The organism is Salmonella sp. SAL04162 (genome assembly GCF_046551535.1).
In the GTDB taxonomy this organism is placed as follows: Bacteria; Pseudomonadota; Gammaproteobacteria; order Enterobacterales; family Enterobacteriaceae; genus Salmonella; species Salmonella enterica.
On record NZ_JBGDVX010000008.1, the window covers coordinates 124,820 to 143,954 of the forward strand.

General features: G+C 52.0%; 13 protein-coding genes and 2 pseudogenes. 5 read left to right on the top strand and 10 right to left on the bottom strand.

Annotation, left to right across the window (positions count from 1 at the left end):
- Nucleotides 1-91: 91 nt before the first annotated feature.
- Nucleotides 92-919, bottom strand: a complete 828-nt coding sequence (locus tag ACLJRH_RS16990; RefSeq protein WP_410958095.1) for a DNA-binding protein — start codon at nucleotides 917-919, stop codon at nucleotides 92-94.
- A gap of 76 nt (nucleotides 920-995) precedes the next feature.
- Nucleotides 996-1,979 carry an IS110 family transposase gene (locus tag ACLJRH_RS16995; RefSeq protein WP_410958097.1) on the bottom strand — a complete coding sequence of 328 codons (984 nt, stop codon included), beginning with the start codon at nucleotides 1,977-1,979 and terminating at the stop codon, nucleotides 996-998.
- Nucleotides 1,980-2,116: 137 nt separating this feature from the next.
- On the opposite strand from ACLJRH_RS16995, the gene shdA reads away from it, so the two are divergent.
- Nucleotides 2,117-7,177, top strand: coding sequence for a fibronectin-binding autotransporter adhesin ShdA (gene shdA / locus ACLJRH_RS17000; RefSeq protein WP_410958099.1), 5,061 nt, complete (start codon nucleotides 2,117-2,119; stop codon nucleotides 7,175-7,177).
- Between the two features lie 163 nt (nucleotides 7,178-7,340).
- Here the strand turns inward: shdA and xseA are convergent, their stop codons facing one another.
- Nucleotides 7,341-8,690 (bottom strand): exodeoxyribonuclease VII large subunit, encoded by a 1,350-nt coding sequence (xseA, locus tag ACLJRH_RS17005; RefSeq protein WP_000953173.1) that lies wholly within the window; start codon nucleotides 8,688-8,690, stop codon nucleotides 7,341-7,343.
- A gap of 160 nt (nucleotides 8,691-8,850) precedes the next feature.
- On the opposite strand from xseA, the gene guaB reads away from it, so the two are divergent.
- Complete coding sequence (gene guaB, locus ACLJRH_RS17010) at nucleotides 8,851-10,317, top strand: IMP dehydrogenase (protein ID WP_000944174.1); 1,467 nt, start codon at nucleotides 8,851-8,853, stop codon at nucleotides 10,315-10,317.
- A gap of 68 nt (nucleotides 10,318-10,385) precedes the next feature.
- Nucleotides 10,386-11,963 (top strand): glutamine-hydrolyzing GMP synthase, encoded by a 1,578-nt coding sequence (guaA, locus tag ACLJRH_RS17015; protein ID WP_000138296.1) that lies wholly within the window; start codon nucleotides 10,386-10,388, stop codon nucleotides 11,961-11,963.
- Nucleotides 11,964-12,278: 315 nt separating this feature from the next.
- Here guaA and ACLJRH_RS17020 read toward each other — a convergent pair whose 3' ends face one another.
- From ACLJRH_RS17020 to ACLJRH_RS17035, 4 genes and pseudogenes are all read right to left on the bottom strand, one after another.
- A complete protein-coding gene (locus ACLJRH_RS17020; protein WP_000154266.1) occupies nucleotides 12,279-12,683 on the bottom strand; it encodes a DUF2251 domain-containing protein in 405 nt (134 codons plus the stop codon).
- 175 nt (nucleotides 12,684-12,858) lie between these two features.
- Nucleotides 12,859-13,437: pseudogene (locus ACLJRH_RS17025) on the bottom strand (tyrosine-type recombinase/integrase).
- 120 nt (nucleotides 13,438-13,557) lie between these two features.
- A complete protein-coding gene (locus ACLJRH_RS17030; protein ID WP_023136454.1) occupies nucleotides 13,558-15,021 on the bottom strand; it encodes a DUF1254 domain-containing protein in 1,464 nt (487 codons plus the stop codon).
- A 14-nt stretch (nucleotides 15,022-15,035) separates the two neighbouring features.
- Nucleotides 15,036-16,514 (bottom strand): DUF1254 domain-containing protein, encoded by a 1,479-nt coding sequence (locus ACLJRH_RS17035; protein ID WP_023136453.1) that lies wholly within the window; start codon nucleotides 16,512-16,514, stop codon nucleotides 15,036-15,038.
- Between the two features lie 368 nt (nucleotides 16,515-16,882).
- Between ACLJRH_RS17035 and ACLJRH_RS17040 the strand changes: the two are divergent.
- Nucleotides 16,883-17,218, top strand: a pseudogene (locus tag ACLJRH_RS17040) (ATPase); the annotation flags it as partial.
- 67 nt (nucleotides 17,219-17,285) lie between these two features.
- On the opposite strand, the gene ACLJRH_RS17045 reads toward ACLJRH_RS17040, so the two are convergent.
- From ACLJRH_RS17045 to ACLJRH_RS17055, 3 genes are all read right to left on the bottom strand, one after another.
- Nucleotides 17,286-17,825, bottom strand: coding sequence for a DUF5384 family protein (locus ACLJRH_RS17045; protein WP_023136451.1), 540 nt, complete (start codon nucleotides 17,823-17,825; stop codon nucleotides 17,286-17,288).
- A 15-nt stretch (nucleotides 17,826-17,840) separates the two neighbouring features.
- Nucleotides 17,841-18,356 carry a glycine zipper 2TM domain-containing protein gene (locus ACLJRH_RS17050; protein WP_001009636.1) on the bottom strand — a complete coding sequence of 172 codons (516 nt, stop codon included), beginning with the start codon at nucleotides 18,354-18,356 and terminating at the stop codon, nucleotides 17,841-17,843.
- A 228-nt stretch (nucleotides 18,357-18,584) separates the two neighbouring features.
- A complete protein-coding gene (locus ACLJRH_RS17055) occupies nucleotides 18,585-18,776 on the bottom strand; it encodes a YfgG family protein (RefSeq protein ID WP_000075924.1) in 192 nt (63 codons plus the stop codon).
- A 178-nt stretch (nucleotides 18,777-18,954) separates the two neighbouring features.
- Here ACLJRH_RS17055 and ACLJRH_RS17060 point away from each other — a divergent pair, with 178 nt between their 5' ends.
- On the top strand, nucleotides 18,955-19,092 hold the full coding sequence (locus ACLJRH_RS17060) for a hypothetical protein (protein ID WP_001640907.1): 138 nt from the start codon (nucleotides 18,955-18,957) through the stop codon (nucleotides 19,090-19,092).
- Nucleotides 19,093-19,135: the final 43 nt, after the last annotated feature.

Genomic DNA, 19,135 nt, shown 5'->3' on the forward strand with positions numbered 1-19,135 from the left:
AATGTAGTAATGTAGTAATGTAGTAATGTAGTAATGTAGTAATGTAGTAATAATGTAGGATTACAAATTGTAGTAGTGTAATATTACAATACTACGCTACAGCACCGGACGACGGCGCAATAATATTTCCCGTTACCGTCTTACCGCGTACAGGTAAAGAGGAACCGGGCGCATTTCCGGCCGCAGCATTCTTTTTAGTTGCCGCTTTATTCTTTGCCTTACTGACTGACTGAGATGTTGCTTTAGTTTCAGATGATTCAGATTTTGATTCATTTTTATTTGCCGTTTCAGAATTAACAGAAGAACCAGCAGATGCCGGAACGTCTTTATTTTCGTTATTGTCAGCAGCAGAAGCAGGGACAGCAGCCGGAACGGTATCATTCAGCGATTTAAGAAATCTGGTTAACTCGCCTAATACAGACTCGTTATTAGCAATGATTTTATTCTGTGCCTCAATTTCAGCACGGAGGGAAATGTTTTCACGCTCAAAGTTATCTGCCTTTTCTTTCAGTTCTGCATGTTTTGCATTCAGGCAGGAGAAATCAAATTTCAGGTCATCCAGTTCAGCAGATACACGGTCAGCCGCAAACATCACATCAGAGCGCTCGTTTTCCAGTTCGGTTTTATAATCATTCAGCAACTGGCGTTCTGCGTCCATCTTCTGAGAAGCAGCAGCCATGGCAGCAGCCCACAGCGTGTTAAGCAGCTCCGTGAGCTTTTCAGGAACGTCAGTACGGGCAACACTGGATTCAAGAGAAGCATTCACGCCGGATTGTTCCGCTTTCCATTCTTTAACCATCGGGGAGATAGTGGAAAATGAGCCGCCAGTAACAGTGCGTACAGCGTCGAGAGTAACGTTTTTACCCTGAGCGTAAAGCTCATTACATGCATTAACAACGTCAGCCTTTGAAACAGCCATAATATTCACCTTATTAAGCGAAGTTAATATTCAGATTCAGATTCAATAATCAGTTTTTCAGTTCAGAAATTTAATATCAGATAACAGTGTGTAATTCAGGATTAAAACTGGTGCCGTCGCGTACCATTGCATTAATTATTCTCAGCAGCTTATGTACACAGGCGATATAGGCCAGCTTTTTAGATTTACCTTTTGCAATAAGACGGTCAAAAAATGCTTTAATAACGGGATTATAACGAGTGGCAGACATTATCCCCATATAAAGCACGTTGCGCACGTTCTGGCGACCACCGGAAATACAGCGTTTGCCGCGTCGCTTACCGGAATCATGATTGAACGGAGCCACGCCAATCACGGCACTGAGCTGGCGATTGCCAATATTCCCCAGCTCAGGAACATCACCAATCAGAAGCCCTACAGAAAGCTCACCAATTCCCGGTACTTTTGAGAGCATTTTCGAAAGGTCGGCGTAGTTTTTTTTTACGTAAACAGAGATATCCTCATTAATCTCTTTAAGCTGTGACTCAATAGATATAATCATTTTATCAATGCTTTGCTTCGCATAATCATCAGCATGAGATAACCGCTGTTTCTCCGTTGACAGCAAATCCACAACCTGACGACGACGGGCTACCATCTGAGAGAGGAATTTACGCTCTTCATCAGTTGGAGGCTTGATAAAGCGGGCACGGTCAGGACGGGTATCAATAACAGCAGCGAAATCAGCCAGGATTGCAGCATCAAGACGGTCAGTCTTGGCAAGCTGACCCATTGCGATAGCAAAATTACGGGCATGGCGGGGATTGATTACAGCAACATCATAGCCCAGCGACTGGAAACAGCAGGCGGAAGCATCTTCATAGCCCCCGGTAGATTCCATCAGAATCAGAGACACATCATAATCAGCTAACATTACTGCTATCTGGTCAAAACCTTCATCAGTGTTAGGCACCTGAAACGCCTTACCATCAACGCGGATATGTACATCAAGTACGGCCTTGCATACATCAAACGCTACCGTAGTTTTTGCCTTTTCTGTCAGTGATTTGTGCTGCCTCATCTTTCCCTTCCTTATATGCGAGCTTTGAACTCTGTCAACAATGCGGGCTTGTGGATAAGGCGACTCCTGATGCGCGGTTTGCTTAGTCACGGGCTTTTAATCCCAGGGGGGTTACAGGCTACACCAGAAGCTGCCAAATCAACTACAGGAAGAGTATAAACACATTTGGAACATATAAGGGGGGATGGCAGCCAACCTCAGGCACAGGCACGGGCGTTGTGATTGAAACGGACGGCGGCGGCGCTCTCCTCCCGGACGGTAGCAGCCATGCAGCCGCCACGGCGGTTAAGCTTACTAACGGCGCGATGCTTAATCTTACCGACGCGGTAATCACGACGTCGGGAGAATATGCTATGGGTATCGAGCTATCAGGACAGAGCAGCATAATGCTAACGGGAGGGACTCTCCTGGCCGGAGGCAATTATGGCATCATGACGCTCAGCGGCGAGTCGCAAGCGACATTGAGCGACATCAAGGTAACAGCAACAGCGGAAACCGGCAGCGATGTAGTTTCGCAAGAAGGCAGCACGCTGAACATCACGGACGGGAGTGAAATCACGCTCACGAGGGGACAACTGCGCGTGGTTGGCAGCACAACAGGCAACGCTTTCCTGAATGTGAGCGATAGTACAGTGAGTTCCACGGGTACAGACAGTACTGTTATCGCGTCCAACAAGGGCGTTCTTGATATTACGAACTCTACCGTCATGCACGATAATGCCAAAGGCGCAGCCATTGAGGCTGGTAATGCCTCAACGGTGACTATTTCCGGCGATAATAAAAGTTCGATGGTCATCAACTCCAAAGATATAGGCATTAAAAGCGCCAAATCTTCCGTCAACATTGACGGCGCCACCATCATCGCCAAAGGCGATGGCATTTTGATGACCACGGGGGGCAGCAGTTTTTACAGCAATAACTCCGGGCTGACGGTCAACAATGCGGACGTGACCTCAGACGACGCCGCCGCGCTGCACGTTGATAAAAACACGGTGATAGAAAAGCCCATTACATTAACCGACAGCACATTGACTGGCCCAACGGCTATTAAACTGGATAATGCGGCAACCGTAGAGGCCAACAACACAACGCTGAATGGCAACATTGACGCGGGGAGCACAGTATCGTCCTTGTCGCTGGCCGAAAAATCCTCACTGCAAGGGAGCGTCAACGGCCTGAACAGTTCATTGACGCTTGACGAAACCAGCCAGTGGAACATGACCGACCCGTCAACCGTCGGCAACCTGACCAACGACGGCGGCATTACGCTGGGCAACGCGAGCGGTTCGACAGGTACGCTGCTGACGGTGGACAATACCCTGACCTTGCAGAACGGCAGCCAGATAAACGCGACGCTGGATACCGCCAACAGCTCGCCAATTATCAAAGCCGCCAACGTCACGTTGGACGGGATGCTGAACCTTAGCTCAACGGCCACCTTTGTCGCGCCCGAAACCGACGAACACTTAGGATCGTTCACGCTGATTGATTCGCAAACTGCGATCACTACCGATTTTGACAGCGTAACGCTGGATGCCGACATCTCTGCTATGCCGGATTACCTTACGATCAACGCGGGCGTTGATGCGAATGATAATACCAACTACGAGTTGTCTACGGGCTTGAGTTGGTACGCGGGCGCAAATTCTACGCGCGCTGCGCATGGCACTTTTACCGTTGATGCAGGCAGTACCTTTACCGTCACCAGCGAACTGGACGAAACCACGGCGACCTCCAACTGGGATGGCAGCAAGCTAACCAAACAGGGCGACGGCACGCTGATCCTCAGCAACACTGGCAACGACTACGGCGACACTGAAATTGACGGCGGCATTCTGACCGCCAAAGACGCCGCCTCGCTCGGCACTGGCGATGTGACGATTGCAGAAAGCGCAACGCTTGCGCTGAGCCAGGGCACGCTGGATAACAACGTGACCGGCGGGGGCCAAATTGTCAAAACCGGTAACGATGAGCTGATCGTGACCGGCGATAACACTTACAGCGGCGGCACCACCATAACCGGCGGTACGCTGACGGCTGACCATGCGGATTCACTGGGCACTGGCGTTATTGCCAACAGCGGCGTGCTTCAGGTCGGCGAAGGCGAGCTGGAAAATACGCTTTCTGGCAGCGGCTCGCTGGTGAAAACCGGTACGGGCGAGCTGATGTTAAGCGGCGACAACACTTACTCCGGCGGCACCACTATTGACGATGGTGTGCTGATTGCCGCCAACGTTAACGCGCTGGGCGGCGGTGATGTCGATAACGCGGGTACGCTGAAGCTGGACGCGGAGGGCGAATTCAACCTTGCGAATGTCACAACCCAGTCTGGAGCAACGACTGAGCTGGCCAAAGGTACGACGCTCAACGTCGACTCGCTGACTCAGCAAGCCGATAGTACGCTGAATATTGACCTCAGTAAGGCCAACGGTGAAAGCGCCATTACCGCCGACAGCGTCACGCTGGGCGGCACGCTGAACGTCACCGGCATCGGCAGCGTTACAGACAGCTGGACGCCTGAGGCATACACCTACACGCTGATTGACAGCGACAGCGCCATTACCAGCGATTTCGACAATCTGACCGTCGCGGGAATGAATAGAGAAGATGTTGACTTCCTGACTATCGACGGAAAAGTCGACGAAGCAGACAACACCCACTATGATCTGACGGCCTCCCTCTCCTGGTATGCGGACAGAGACAACGCTTCTACCGACGCTCACGGTACCTTTACCCTTAGCGACCCTGACGGCAGCTTTAACGTTGCGGCTAATCTGACAGACGTTGACGACACGCTTGATCCGAATAGCACATGGGACGGTAAATCGCTGACCAAAGAAGACGCAGGCACGCTGATCCTCTCCGGCGACAACGACTACAGCGGCGGCACCACCATCAATAAAGGTACGTTGGTCGCCGCCAGTACGACGGCGCTGGGCACCGGCCTGGTCGACAATAACGCCACGCTGGTGCTGGACGCAGATGGTGAAGTCAGCGCGGTGGGCGGCATCACCACTCATAGCGGCGCGACGACCCAACTGGCGCTCGGCACCTCGTTGGATCTCGGCGACAGCGCGTTAATTCAGCAAGATGGCAGTACGCTGAACGTTGAGCTGAATAGTGACTCGGTGCAACCGCTGATTACCGGCGGCAGCGCCACGCTTGGCGGCGATCTGGTCGTCAGCGACGCCAGCCTGCAAGCGCGCGCCTCCGACGCGGAGTTCCAGTCCTTTAAACTGATGGATATGGACAGCGATATCAGCGGCGACTTTACCAGCCTGACGATGAACCTTACTGACAAGCCGGACTATCTGACCGTAACCGGGGCAATCAATCCTGAAGATGCGTCAGAATATCTGCTTACCGAAGGGCTGAGCTGGAATGCGACCGCCACGTCAGCGACGCCAGCACACGGCACGTTTACCCTGGGCGCAGGCGACAGTTTTGAAGTCACCAGCGTACTGGGCGATAAAACCGGCAACGGCGACTGGGACGGTAAATCGCTGACCAAACTGGGCGCGGGTAAACTGACGCTGAGCGGCGCGAATACCTATAGCGGCGATACCAACGTACAGGAAGGCACACTGTGGCTGTCCGGGGACGGTACGATTGGCGAAATGGGCAGCCAGCAGGCGGTGAACGTCGCCTCCGGGGCGACCTTCGGCGGCAGCAACGGTACGACCGTTAACGGTAAGGTGACCAACGAAGGGACGCTGGTCTTCGGCGACAGCGAGGAAACTGGCGCCATCCTCACCCTCAATGGCGCTCTGATCAACATGGGGACGCTCGCCAGCGGCAGCTCCTCCAGCACGCCTGGCAATACGCTTTATGTCGATGGCGATTACACCGGCAACGGCGGCTCGCTTTACCTGAATACCGTCCTGGGCGATGATGATTCGGCGACCGATAAGTTGGTCATTACCGGCGATGCCTCCGGCACCACCGATCTGTACATCAACGGCATCGGCAATGGGGCGCAGACCACTAACGGTATCGAAGTGGTGGATGTTGGCGGCACATCGACAAGCGATGCGTTTGTGTTAAAAAATGAAGTTAACGCCAGTCTGTATACCTACCGTCTGTACTGGAATGAAAGTGACAACGACTGGTATCTGGCGTCAAAAGCACAGTCTGATGATGACAGCGGCGGTGATGTCACTCCTCCAGATGATGACAGTGATGTCACGCCTTCGGACGACGGCGACAATGGCGGTAATGTCACGCCTCCGGACGATGGCGGCGATGTCGCACCGCAGTACCGTGCGGATATCGGCGCGTACATGGGCAACCAGTGGATGGCGCGCAACCTGCAAATGCAGACCCTCTATGACCGCGAGGGTAGCCAGTATCGTAACGCCGATGGTAGCGTATGGGCGCGCTTCAAAGCGGGTAAAGCGGAATCCGAGGCTGTCAGCGGCAATATCGATATGGACAGCAACTACTCCCAGTTCCAGTTAGGCGGCGACATTCTGGCCTGGGGCAACGGCCAGCAGAGCGTTACCGTTGGCGTCATGGCGAGCTACATCAACGCCGATACCGACAGCACCGGTAACCGTGGCGCGGACGGTAGCCAGTTCACCAGCAGCAGCAACGTAGACGGCTACAACCTTGGCGTCTATGCCACCTGGTTTGCCGATGCCCAAACGCATAGCGGCGCGTATGTCGACAGCTGGTACCAATATGGTTTCTACAACAACAGCGTAGAGAGCGGTGATGCGGGTTCTGAATCTTACGATTCAACCGCTAACGCTGTCTCGCTGGAAACCGGTTATCGCTACGATATTGCGCTGAGTAACGGCAATACTGTCAGTCTGACGCCGCAGGCGCAGGTTGTCTGGCAGAATTACTCAGCGGATAGCGTGAAGGATAACTACGGCACCCGGATCGACGGTCAGGATAGTGACAGTTGGACAACGCGCCTGGGTCTGCGAGTTGACGGCAAGCTGTACAAGGGCAGTCGTACGGTTATCCAGCCGTTTGCTGAAGCTAACTGGCTGCACACCAGCGATGATGTGTCGGTATCGTTTGATGATGCTACGGTGAAACAGGATCTTCCGGCTAACCGTGCGGAGCTGAAAGTAGGTCTGCAGGCAGATATCGATAAGCAGTGGAGCGTTCGCGCTCAGGTTGCCGGGCAGACTGGCAGCAATGATTTTGGCGATCTGAACGGTAGCCTCAATCTGCGCTATAACTGGTAAGTTAGTGACAAAACCGGGCAGGTATTCTCTGCCCGGTTTTGAGGCGAATGACAAACCGGTTGATCGTCAGATTATGGCTACACCTTATCCAATGTGGCGCGTAGGTTGGCTGAGGCGAAGTCGAAACCCAACATCGCGCTGCAAAGGGTGGGGGAGTGTTGGATTACGTGCCCGGCGTGACGGATTTGACTTCACTTTCAAGCCAGCCGTCCTCCAGTCTCGTGGTCATGATATCGCCTGCTTTGACCTGTTTGATCTTTTTCAGCACCTTGCCGTCCGTTGTCGTCGAAACCGTATAGCCGCGCGCCAGCGTGGCTAACGGGCTGACCGCCTCCAGATGCGTGACCGCGTTGCCAAAGCGTTCGCGCTGTTCGCTTAACCGTGAGCGGATATTCTCCGTCAGACGATACTCCAGCTGTTGGATGCGCGACTGCGCGCGGTGAATTCGCGGCTGCGGATTTTGCTGGCTCAGGCGTTGACTTACGCGCTGTTGGCGCTGAGTGGCCTGCTTAATCCTGGCCTCAAGCGCAAATCCCATCCGTTGGCGTAGACGTTCCAGGGCGGTTTGCTGACGGGCCAGACGCAGTTGCGGATGTTGCTGTTGCAGACGGTGAAAAATCTGCGTGAAACGGCGGCTACGGTTAGCGAGGTAGTAGTCCATCGCCATGCCCAGACGCTGCTGGGCGGACTGGATCTGACGCAACAACTCCTGCTGGTTACGGCTGACAATTTCTGCCGCTGCTGATGGCGTCGGCGCGCGCAGGTCGGCGACAAAATCAGCTATCGTGACGTCCGTTTCGTGACCGACGGCGCTGACTACCGGAATGCGGCTGGCAAAAATCGCCCGCGCCACGCGTTCGTCGTTAAAACTCCACAAATCTTCCAGCGAACCGCCGCCGCGTCCGACGATCAGTACATCACACTCGCCCCGCGTGTTCGCCAGTTCGATAGCACGAACAATCTGCCCCGGCGCGTCGTCGCCCTGGACCGCAGTCGGGTAGATAATAACGGGCAGGGATGGGTCACGACGCTTTAGCACGTGGAGAATATCGTGCAGTGCCGCGCCGGTTTTCGAGGTGATCACCCCCACGCAGTGGGCCGGGGAGGGCAACGGTTGTTTATGCTGCTGATCGAACAACCCTTCGGCCTGCAGTTTGGCTTTTAGCTGCTCATATTTCTGCTGCAACAAGCCTTCGCCCGCGGGCTGCATACTTTCGGCGATGATTTGATAATCGCCGCGCGGCTCGTACAGCGTAATATTGGCGCGTACCAGCACCTGCTGCCCGTGCTGCGGGCGGAACGTCACCCGGCGGTTGCTGTTACGGAACATCGCACAGCGCACCTGAGCGGTATCGTCTTTGAGCGTAAAGTACCAGTGGCCCGACGCAGGCTGTGTGAAATTAGAAATCTCGCCGCTGATCCATACCTGTCCCATCTCCTGTTCTAACAGCAGACGAACCGTCTGGTTAAGGCGGCTTACGGTAAAAATTGAGGAAGTTTGAGAGGATAACATGTGAGCGGGATCAAATTCTAAATCAGCAGGTTATTCAATCGATAGTAACCTGCTCACGGGGGATCGCAAGCACTATTTGCAAAAAAATGTAGATGCAACCGATTACGTTCTGTATAATGCCGCGGCAATATTTATTAACCTCCCAGGTGAGATATTGCCCATGCTACGTATCGCTAAAGAAGCCCTGACGTTTGACGACGTCCTCCTTGTTCCCGCTCACTCCACCGTTTTGCCGAATACTGCCGATCTCAGCACGCAGTTGACGAAAACTATTCGTCTGAATATTCCTATGCTTTCTGCGGCGATGGACACCGTGACGGAAGCGCGCCTGGCAATTGCCCTGGCTCAGGAAGGCGGCATTGGTTTTATCCACAAAAACATGTCCATCGAGCGCCAGGCGGAAGAAGTTCGCCGCGTGAAGAAACACGAGTCCGGCGTAGTGACCGACCCGCAGACCGTCCTGCCAACCACCACGTTGCATGAAGTGAAAGCTCTGACCGAGCGTAATGGCTTCGCGGGCTATCCGGTGGTGACTGAAGATAACGAGCTGGTGGGTATCATCACCGGTCGTGACGTGCGTTTTGTGACTGACCTGAACCAGCCGGTGAGTGTCTACATGACACCGAAAGAGCGTCTGGTGACCGTTCGTGAAGGCGAAGCCCGTGAAGTCGTGCTGGCAAAAATGCACGAAAAACGCGTAGAAAAAGCGCTGGTCGTTGATGATAACTTCCATCTGCTTGGCATGATTACCGTAAAAGATTTCCAGAAAGCGGAACGTAAACCAAACTCCTGTAAAGATGAGCAGGGCCGTTTACGTGTCGGCGCGGCGGTCGGCGCAGGCGCGGGCAACGAAGAGCGCGTTGACGCGCTGGTGGCGGCAGGCGTTGACGTACTGCTGATCGACTCCTCTCACGGTCACTCTGAAGGCGTGTTGCAACGTATCCGTGAGACGCGAGCTAAATATCCTGACCTGCAAATCATCGGCGGCAACGTCGCGACGGGCGCAGGCGCTCGCGCACTGGCGGAAGCCGGTTGCAGCGCGGTGAAAGTGGGTATCGGCCCGGGTTCCATCTGTACCACTCGTATCGTGACTGGCGTGGGCGTTCCGCAAATCACCGCTGTTTCTGACGCGGTGGAAGCGCTGGAAGGCACCGGGATTCCGGTTATCGCTGACGGCGGTATCCGTTTCTCCGGCGATATCGCCAAAGCCATCGCCGCAGGCGCGAGCGCTGTCATGGTGGGCTCTATGCTGGCCGGTACCGAAGAATCCCCGGGCGAAATCGAACTCTACCAGGGCCGTTCGTACAAATCATACCGTGGGATGGGCTCGCTGGGCGCGATGTCCAAAGGCTCTTCTGATCGTTACTTCCAGAGCGATAACGCTGCCGACAAACTGGTGCCGGAAGGTATCGAAGGCCGCGTAGCCTATAAAGGTCGCCTGAAAGAGATCATTCACCAGCAGATGGGCGGCCTGCGCTCCTGTATGGGACTGACCGGTTGTGCTACCATCGACGAACTGCGTACTAAAGCGGAGTTTGTGCGTATCAGCGGTGCGGGTATCCAGGAAAGCCACGTTCACGACGTGACCATCACCAAAGAGTCCCCGAACTACCGTCTGGGCTCCTGATTCTCTTCGCCCGACTTCATGTCGGGCGATTTATTTAATCTGTTTCACTTGCCTCGGAATAAGCGTCAATGACGGAAAACATTCATAAGCATCGCATCCTCATTCTGGACTTCGGTTCTCAGTACACTCAACTGGTTGCGCGCCGCGTGCGTGAGCTGGGCGTTTACTGCGAACTGTGGGCGTGGGATGTGACAGAAGCGCAAATTCGTGACTTCAACCCAAGCGGCATTATTCTTTCCGGCGGCCCGGAAAGCACCACCGAAGAAAACAGCCCGCGCGCGCCGCAGTATGTCTTTGAAGCAGGCGTGCCGGTATTTGGCGTCTGCTACGGGATGCAGACTATGGCGATGCAGCTTGGTGGTCATGTAGAAGGTTCTAATGAGCGTGAATTTGGTTACGCGCAGGTCGAAGTATTGACCGACAGCGCGCTGGTTCGCGGTATTGAAGATTCCCTGACCGCCGACGGCAAACCGCTGCTGGACGTGTGGATGAGCCACGGCGATAAAGTGACGGCGATTCCGTCCGACTTCGTGACCGTCGCCAGCACCGAAAGCTGCCCGTTCGCCATTATGGCCAACGAAGAAAAACGCTTCTACGGCGTACAGTTCCACCCGGAAGTGACCCATACCCGCCAGGGTATGCGTATGCTGGAGCGTTTTGTACGCGATATCTGCCAGTGTGAAGCCCTGTGGACGCCGGCGAAGATCATCGACGACGCTGTAGCCCGCATCCGCGAGCAGGTGGGCGACGACAAAGTAATCCTCGGTCTCTCCGGCGGCGTGGATTCCTCCGTCACCGCAATGCTGCTGCACCGCGCGATCGGTAAAAATCTGACCTGTGTATTCGTCGATAACGGCCTGCTGCGCCTCAACGAAGCCGAGCAGGTGATGGACATGTTTGGCGACCATTTTGGCCTGAATATCGTTCACGTACCGGCAGAAGAGCGTTTCCTGTCCGCGTTGGCTGGTGAGAACGATCCGGAAGCCAAGCGTAAGATCATCGGTCGCGTTTTTGTGGAAGTGTTCGATGAAGAAGCGCTGAAACTGGAAGACGTGAAATGGCTGGCGCAGGGCACCATCTACCCTGACGTTATCGAATCTGCGGCGTCTGCAACCGGTAAAGCGCACGTCATCAAATCTCACCACAATGTCGGCGGCCTGCCGAAAGAGATGAAGATGGGGCTGGTTGAACCGCTGAAAGAGCTGTTCAAAGACGAAGTGCGTAAGATTGGTCTGGAGCTGGGCCTGCCGTATGACATGCTGTATCGCCATCCGTTCCCGGGGCCGGGCCTCGGCGTGCGCGTACTGGGTGAAGTGAAGAAAGAGTACTGCGACCTGCTGCGCCGTGCGGACGCTATCTTCATTGAAGAACTGCGCAAAGCGGATCTGTACGACAAAGTTAGTCAGGCGTTCACCGTCTTCCTGCCGGTCCGTTCCGTAGGCGTCATGGGCGATGGTCGTAAGTACGATTGGGTGGTCTCTCTGCGTGCCGTCGAAACCATCGACTTTATGACCGCGCACTGGGCACATCTGCCGTATGACTTCCTCGGTCGTGTTTCCAACCGTATCATCAATGAAGTCAACGGGATTTCCCGTGTGGTGTATGACATCAGCGGTAAACCACCGGCTACCATTGAGTGGGAATAAGCCGATAACCCTTCCTGTGTTTTCATGAACAGGTGAAAGTGAATTTAACCCTCTGTTTTTGCAGAGGGTTTTTGTTTATGTGCATAGATGAGTTTTCTGTGTAGTGCACAGCTCCTGACGGTAAAGCACTACATCGACACAATAGCGGGTTTTACTGGCAGCACACAATCAAATCTGACAGTCGGCTTCGAGCGAAATATAGTCATTCGGAGTACATAGTTTATCTCCTGAGAGCCCATGAAACTGTCCGCTCCTTTCAGAGTGACATTATCAATATGGGTAGAAAATAACGGCAGGCGTTAAGCCCACCATAACTCACCGGAAAAAGTCATCTACCGAATCGCTCCACTCATGGCCGGACACAGACCATACCTTGTTTATTGGGGGAGGAAATCCGCTTCTGCAGTACCCATTTTTCCCCACGAAATCGAAGGCTCCATGCGGATATCCGTTGATAAGGAGCACGCACTTCTGACTGTCTTCTGACCAGCCGATTTTAACGTCAGAAGGAATGTGACCGTCTGAAATATCCTCGACATTGTAGATATGCACTGCATCCTGAATCGGGTTTCCTTCAACGGATTCATCGAGCGCGTAGAAATACCCGGTCTGGCCGTCATCTTCAAATACGGCGGCCAGCATCCCCTCAGGAGCCTGGCTTTTTATTATCTGCGCTTCTCCAGTAATGAGCTGAGCCTGCACCGTCACTAAAATCGTCATACCGATTACTCTCCTTTCCCTGGTTGTTTGGTTAGGCTGCTTTCTAACTGACAAACAATCTATCATAATATCCCTGTGATGAACTAATTCGCTGATCTTCAACCACTTTGTTGACACAGAATTGCTTTAGAAAGGTCGGCTTCTGCACAGAGCTGCTGTTGCAGCCCTGACGACCCTATACTTCAATTGATTCAGGGATTTCTAACGCATCATCGGCTTCAATGCCCAAATAACGGACAGCGCTTTCCCGTTTCTTATGGCCCACAGTAGTTGGATCACCCAGAGACTCTTGGTTTTCTTGTAGATCAGGTGAGGTTTTGTTCTTCTCATGGAATGTGTGCTGTAAAGCGAAGCTTCGAGACCAGGCTTTTCTACCCATCCATGAAAAATTCGGTTGTATTGCCGGGTTGATATGTGCTGATTAGTTCCGGCTCGAGACCGAAACAAGAAGTCTTTGCTATGAAAATTGCCAGGCATCTATCAAAGCAGCAACAGCTTCTCTTGTCCCTTTGGTTATTTCAAATTGCACAGGGCTACCGGTTTTTGAAACAGAGCCACCATATGCAACATCAGATACTTTGAGTTTGACCAGATCACAGCCTGGTAGTTTACTGTCCAGGGCCATATTGAACAGAGCTAAATCACGCGTTTTACCTTCCTGTTCAAGCCGGATTCGGATCCCCCAGATATGAGATATCTGAAGTGACCTTTTTTGGCCGATGATACGGTCTTTGTTCCACGGTGACGTGTTCATACTCAACTCTCCTGCAATGTGGGAGATTAATGTGGGAGATTTAAGTATGGTTGTTCCTTATGTGCGCTAAACGGAAGGAGGAAAAAAGCCCCCTGTCATAAACAGAGGGCTATAGGCGGCTTATTTAACCGTTTCAATTTTTGGCGGCTGCCAGGTACCATCCAGAATTGGTTGTTCCCCCCAATATGCTCGGATATAGAGTGACAGGTTGCCGTCAGGTGCCGGCAGCCAGTTATTCACTTTATCCTCAGAAGGGCGCTTTTTGCTCACGTAGAGGGTCAGTGAACCGTCTTCGTTATACTTCAGGTTTTTATTTTTCGTCCCCAGCGAATAACGGTTCAGTTCATTTGGGCTGAACAGATGCTTGCTGTTGTAGAGCGTAAGTGACCAGAAGCCCTTCACCGGCGGAAGCCCGCCTTTCGGGAAGGTTACCGTGTAGTCATGCTCACCTGAAAGCTGCTTACCTGTGGCATCATTGTCGGTGTAGAAATACTGCGTTTCGTCCGGCTTGTTGTCGAACATATTGGATTTGGACGTACCGGTACGGTTGTAGTAATCCACACCAAACTCGGCGTTATTTTTTGAACGGTTCCAGCCGTTGCCTGCAGGCACACCGTTGTTCTTCCATTTAAAGAAATCCGCGATGACGGTTTTGTCCGTCTCGACAGCGGCGGCATCCATCCATTTACGGATTTCCGGGTTTTTCTTGCCAGCGTCTACCAGATGGCGGAACTGCGCATACAGGGCCTCTTCACCCGGAAGTGGCGGTACTTTTTCCAGCACGTTAGCGAACTGGTCAAAGAATTTTTCCGGAACGACCCAAGGCGTTTCTCCGGCGCTGGCATCCGGTTTATCACCGATCGCCGGGATTTTGGAGTACTCATAGGATTTCATCTTGCCATCAAATTGACTCAACGGATAAGTCATCACTTCTTTGATGGGCGCCTGAATCGCCTTGCGATCTTCCGGCGTATCATCCATCTGAATACGGGGAATGACGTTCGCCATTTCTGTCGAAGACTGAATTACGCCGTTAAAGCCTTTTGGCGTTTCACCTTTCCAGTTGGGACCCACGAGCAAATAGAAACCTGGCTTCGTTCCATAGGGTTTACCCACATTACCAATCTGATCGGTACGGGCATCATAGATGGCATAAACCCAGAATCGGTCGCCAAAATCCGGCACCTGGATAACGACAGGCTCTTTATCCAGCTCAAAGAAGCCAAGTCCGTAGGCTACGTCCTGGTTCGGGCAGGTAACGAAGGTCTCTTCCGGTTTGATGTAGTCGGTGAGCATGCTGAGCTGGCCCATCGGCGCGACCGGAACCATCCCACCGTTAAGCGCCGGGTATGGCGCTTTGGTGATGGTTTCACGGCGGTTGAACTGGTTCACCATCGGCCAGCCCCAGAGGTAGGCCTGCTGTGCAATGGCCTTCACATAGCTCTCCGGCATCGTGACATCCGGTGACGGTTGCTTCAGCTCATCAAACTTGGTCGGATGCGGGATCGTCAGCGGTGCGTTCTGGGCAAAGGCTCCGGCGCTGAGCGTCAGAGCAGTCAACATCGCCAGGTGTTTCATTTTCATCTTATGTCTCACTGTTATTTATTGGTCTGAACCAGATCGTCCGGCACCCAGGTCTGGTCATAGAAACCGTCTTCGGTACCATAAAGTCGTAATGCCACGAGGAAATTACGGCCAGAAACGGTTTTAATAAACGCGCTGTCGGCGACGCCTTCTGGTTTATTCGGCCCAAACCACAGGTCGATAGAACCATCTTTGTTCTTGGGTATGTTGTAATAGCCATTGGTCGACGGCAGTAACTGGTCAGTTTCCGGCATGGTACCGTCGGTGATGTTATAAGCGGTGACCGCCCAGAACAGCGCCGCTGGCGGGTTTGGCGGCAGATGGAGTTTGTAGGTATTGCCACCATCCAGGAATTTGCCGGTATTATCCTTGACCGCATATGGATACTTAGACCCCGCCCCCGTGGTGTGCATCACCATTGCCGCGGCGCTGGAATAGGCAATCTGGAAAAATGCCGCGCGCTGATTGGCATCAAGCGTGCCGTACTGCATCCACTCCGCTGTTGCTCCCGCCCATGAGTTTTCCCACTGGCGGTCCTTGTAATACAACTGGCGTTGATCGTCCCGGCCCACCTGGCGACGCGCAAGGATCATGCGTGGTGCGGTCTCGACGGCTTTTTTCAGCATCTCTTGCTGCTTCGCCGTTGGGGTGAACGGTTTGCCTTTCACCATCCCAATGCTCAGTAACGCGCTGCGTGTTTCTTCCGGGATTGCCGTCAACGGCTCATAGTCCACGAAGGTTTTCAGTTTCTGCCAGTAGCTGGCGTCGGTCGGGTACATCATATTGACACGCTTACCGCTGGCGTCCGGGAACTGCATCGGTTTGACTTCTTTTTCAACATCCCACAGCGGATAGACGCGCGTTGTTTCCGCGCTTTTCACCGCCGGAACCGGATCAGGCTTCCCGTCACCTTTGCCCATAATGGTTCTGAAGAACAGGAACACATTGTAGGTCGAGGATTTAAACGCGTAGTACCCCTGAGGCACCGGCCCGTCGTAGTCCGGGGGCAACAACAGGTACAGCCCGCCACGGGCACGATCCGGACCAATAGCGCCCACATCGGTAATGGTTTTCTGGAAGAAGTCGGTAAACATGCCAATCACGTTCGGTGGCGCTTTGATGACCAGCGGACCGGTTTCTTTCAGATCCAGGTAGCTCATTGAATAGATAACGTCACCGTTCGGCGTTGGCACCACGGCGCGGCTGTCCATCCGCTCTTTCCAGATAGGCAGGACATTATAGCCTTTGCCAAATGCCGCCTCTGAACCATCGCGCAGGCCAATAGTGTTCAACAGCGGCAACGTCTGAATATAGGCCTGGATCGCGTCCTGATAGTAAAGTTCATCGCTGAGCGACTGTGCTTCTTCCTGAGGAAGCCAGTTGCCATTATTGAGTTGTTTCATTAGCGGCGATTGTGGGGCGTCGACTGCAGTTGCGGGCTGAGACACCATAAGTGCCAGCAAAACCGCGCTGGTGATGACTTTAACTTTCATAAACCTTTCCTGAGTGAGTAGGACGAATAATCAGAGGTAAAAATGGCTTCCAGAGTAGTAATTGTGGGGGTGATCTGACATCAAAAAGGGAACCCATTTAAGAATAGTCAAATCTGCAAAAATGTAATCTTTATAATTGGTTATTTATAAGTTACTGAAATTATTGCGTATGCATCATTTGGTTATATCATGCGTTTTTTTCGGCGCGGCGTTGGATGGCGTCAATACGGGCTTTGAGCAATGACGGTTTCGTAGATTGCAAGATATTGCAGATGTGAACTACTGGTCTATGCTCAGAAAATACAAGATCTGCCGCTCGGCTGGTTGCTTGAATAATAATGATAATTTCACATTACTCGGTGGTGGGTATGAATAAGCTTGTGCTCGCAATTATCTCGACGATGTTATCGATTATCTCGTTTTATTCTCTTGCCGCAGAACCCCGTCAGGAACCCACCGACGCAGAGCGAGCCCGTACGGTTTATATCTTCCATCAACCGATTGTGATGCTGCAGGCGAAATTTGGCCTCACTACGCCGGAAGAACGGGTGTTACGTATTCGAAATACCTTACGCAACTTCACAAAGGCGGATGTGAATGAGCCGCTAAAAATCGTTCCTGTGACCCGCTATAACCAGCAGGGACGGCTTATCGTGATGAATGGCAAACCGGTCATGTTGCTGGCACAGACCTGCCTGTCAGATTAGGTTTAGGTCTGTGCCATAGTTGTGTCAGGTCAAATCTGAGCTAATACACAAATGATTAGCAAAATCAGTTAAACCAGCCGCTTGCCTTTTCCTCACGGGCTTTACCTTCGCTTTGCAGCAGATCGCGACCGCCTTCAGATAGATTTCTGTTTGCATCAGCATGAGATTGAATAACATCTGTCTGGGCAGCTTTACTTTTCAGCTCTTGATCGATGAATTCATTTTCTCTTTTTACCCGGGCCTCTTCCTTGGCCAGCGCCAGTTTTTGTTTCTGAATTTCTAAACGACGAAGCTCATCTTCGTAGCTTTGATCGCGCGCTTTATCTTGCGCGGCTTCCGCTGCCAATTTTGCTTGCCGTGCTTTCCGTTCAGCTTCTGCCGCTTTTGCTCGCTGCTTAGCAACCGCGGCCGCATTGGCTTGCCTTTGTCTTTCCTGTTGAGCCTCTTGATCTCGTTTGGCTTGCAGAGCATCACGTTGTCTGTTTTCTTCATTTTTTCCTTGCTGTTCAGCCTGGGCTACCGCCGCAAGCTGATCCTGCAAAGAAGAAGATAAAACCGAGCCGCTTAGGGTGAATAAAACAGTGGCTAAAATAACTTTCTTCATAAAATCTCCCGATAGTTAGCTTTTCTCAGGACATTTCGTATTGGGTTGAATTCGCGTTTCGTTATCTTTGGTCGATATCACCATCGCCAGACCGGTGGTAAATTGGCACGTTTTTCCAACCTGGGTGGAGGTATAAACCTTCGTTCCTTCTTTGTAAGTCAAAGATACAGCTTCAACTAACGTTTTATCTTTAACTAATGAACCCGCCGCTGCGCCAACGGCTCCGCCGCCAACCGCGCCGGCAGTAGTACCCAAACCGCTACCTGAACCCACGTTATGACCAGTAACGCCGCCCGCTACAGCCCCAAGAATTGCGCCGAAGGTCTGAGCGGTTTTTTTATTGGCGGTGTTATCTACGGCAACTTTCGCTGGCAAAACAGAGATAATATTGACGGTCTTTGTTTCTTGCTTCGCGTTTAACTGCCCGGTTTGGTAAACATCTGCGGCATAGTCATCCGCATTGGACTGGCATCCGGCAAGAGAAAAAGAGGCAAACAAAACCAGAGGCAAAGCATTTTTTTTAAAATTCATCACAATTCCTTGTTTAGGTAATAACGCAAAAAGGAATGTATTTAAGACTAATCTTAAAAAAAGTAAACTATCGTTTCTTGTAGTTGATTGTTTTTTTAGACTAAAAAACAAAGCATTAGATAGTACGATGCTTTGTTTTTATCGGTTCATGCTAAGCCAGGGAAGGGAAAACAGAGTTCTGGATAACACAGTAAGCCTGTGACGATAATATCGCCAACGGATAACAGCTTAACGTTGTCCCGGCGTGGTGACAGAAAGCGATGACTGTTGCGCTTCTTTTTTATCCTGATGGTGCTGCCAGGCGCCGATAGAAGAGTAGACGAAACGTCCAAAGAAGAAGAGAAAACTGATAAGCAGTACGATACGGGTCATGCGAGTGTTAAATCGATGTCGTTTTCGCATACTGTTGGCCTGACTCACAAAGGGTTCCTTAACGTTGGCCCAGCGATATGGGCGGGATCAGGCTGGGTTCTTCAAGGGTATTATCAAGGCGAAGAACGTAACAAGCCTGCGTTCACTCTACATTAAGGCATACTGCGAACCGATGGTCAATTCCTCTTAATGTAAAATTGCGTCAGTTGATTTATCTTATATTGTTATGGAAGATAATTTTAGTATTTACATTAATAATAAATTAATGATAACAAAGAATAAAAAGGTGAATAAAGGTTGCAGGAGAAGGGTAATAATTGACTTAAATCAAATGTTACTTTTGTTTAATAATTACAATCGATGACTATCGTGTGATGTATATCGCATCATCAATTTAAAGTCAGGTG

Excerpts from the sequence above, each read along its gene's own strand:
- ACLJRH_RS16990 (WP_410958095.1), bottom strand. The coding sequence starts at position 919 with ATGGCTGTTTCAAAGGCTGACGTTGTTAATGCATGTAATGAGCTTTAC.
- ACLJRH_RS16995 (WP_410958097.1), bottom strand. The coding sequence starts at position 1,979 with ATGAGGCAGCACAAATCACTGACAGAAAAGGCAAAAACTACGGTAGCG.
- xseA (WP_000953173.1), bottom strand. The coding sequence starts at position 8,690 with ATGTTATCCTCTCAAACTTCCTCAATTTTTACCGTAAGCCGCCTTAAC.
- guaB (WP_000944174.1), top strand. The coding sequence starts at position 8,851 with ATGCTACGTATCGCTAAAGAAGCCCTGACGTTTGACGACGTCCTCCTT.
- guaA (WP_000138296.1), top strand. The coding sequence starts at position 10,386 with ATGACGGAAAACATTCATAAGCATCGCATCCTCATTCTGGACTTCGGT.
- ACLJRH_RS17020 (WP_000154266.1), bottom strand. The coding sequence starts at position 12,683 with ATGACGATTTTAGTGACGGTGCAGGCTCAGCTCATTACTGGAGAAGCG.
- ACLJRH_RS17030 (WP_023136454.1), bottom strand. The coding sequence starts at position 15,021 with ATGAAAATGAAACACCTGGCGATGTTGACTGCTCTGACGCTCAGCGCC.
- ACLJRH_RS17035 (WP_023136453.1), bottom strand. The coding sequence starts at position 16,514 with ATGAAAGTTAAAGTCATCACCAGCGCGGTTTTGCTGGCACTTATGGTG.
- ACLJRH_RS17045 (WP_023136451.1), bottom strand. The coding sequence starts at position 17,825 with ATGAAGAAAGTTATTTTAGCCACTGTTTTATTCACCCTAAGCGGCTCG.
- ACLJRH_RS17050 (WP_001009636.1), bottom strand. The coding sequence starts at position 18,356 with ATGAATTTTAAAAAAAATGCTTTGCCTCTGGTTTTGTTTGCCTCTTTT.
- ACLJRH_RS17060 (WP_001640907.1), top strand. The coding sequence starts at position 18,955 with ATGGAAGATAATTTTAGTATTTACATTAATAATAAATTAATGATAACA.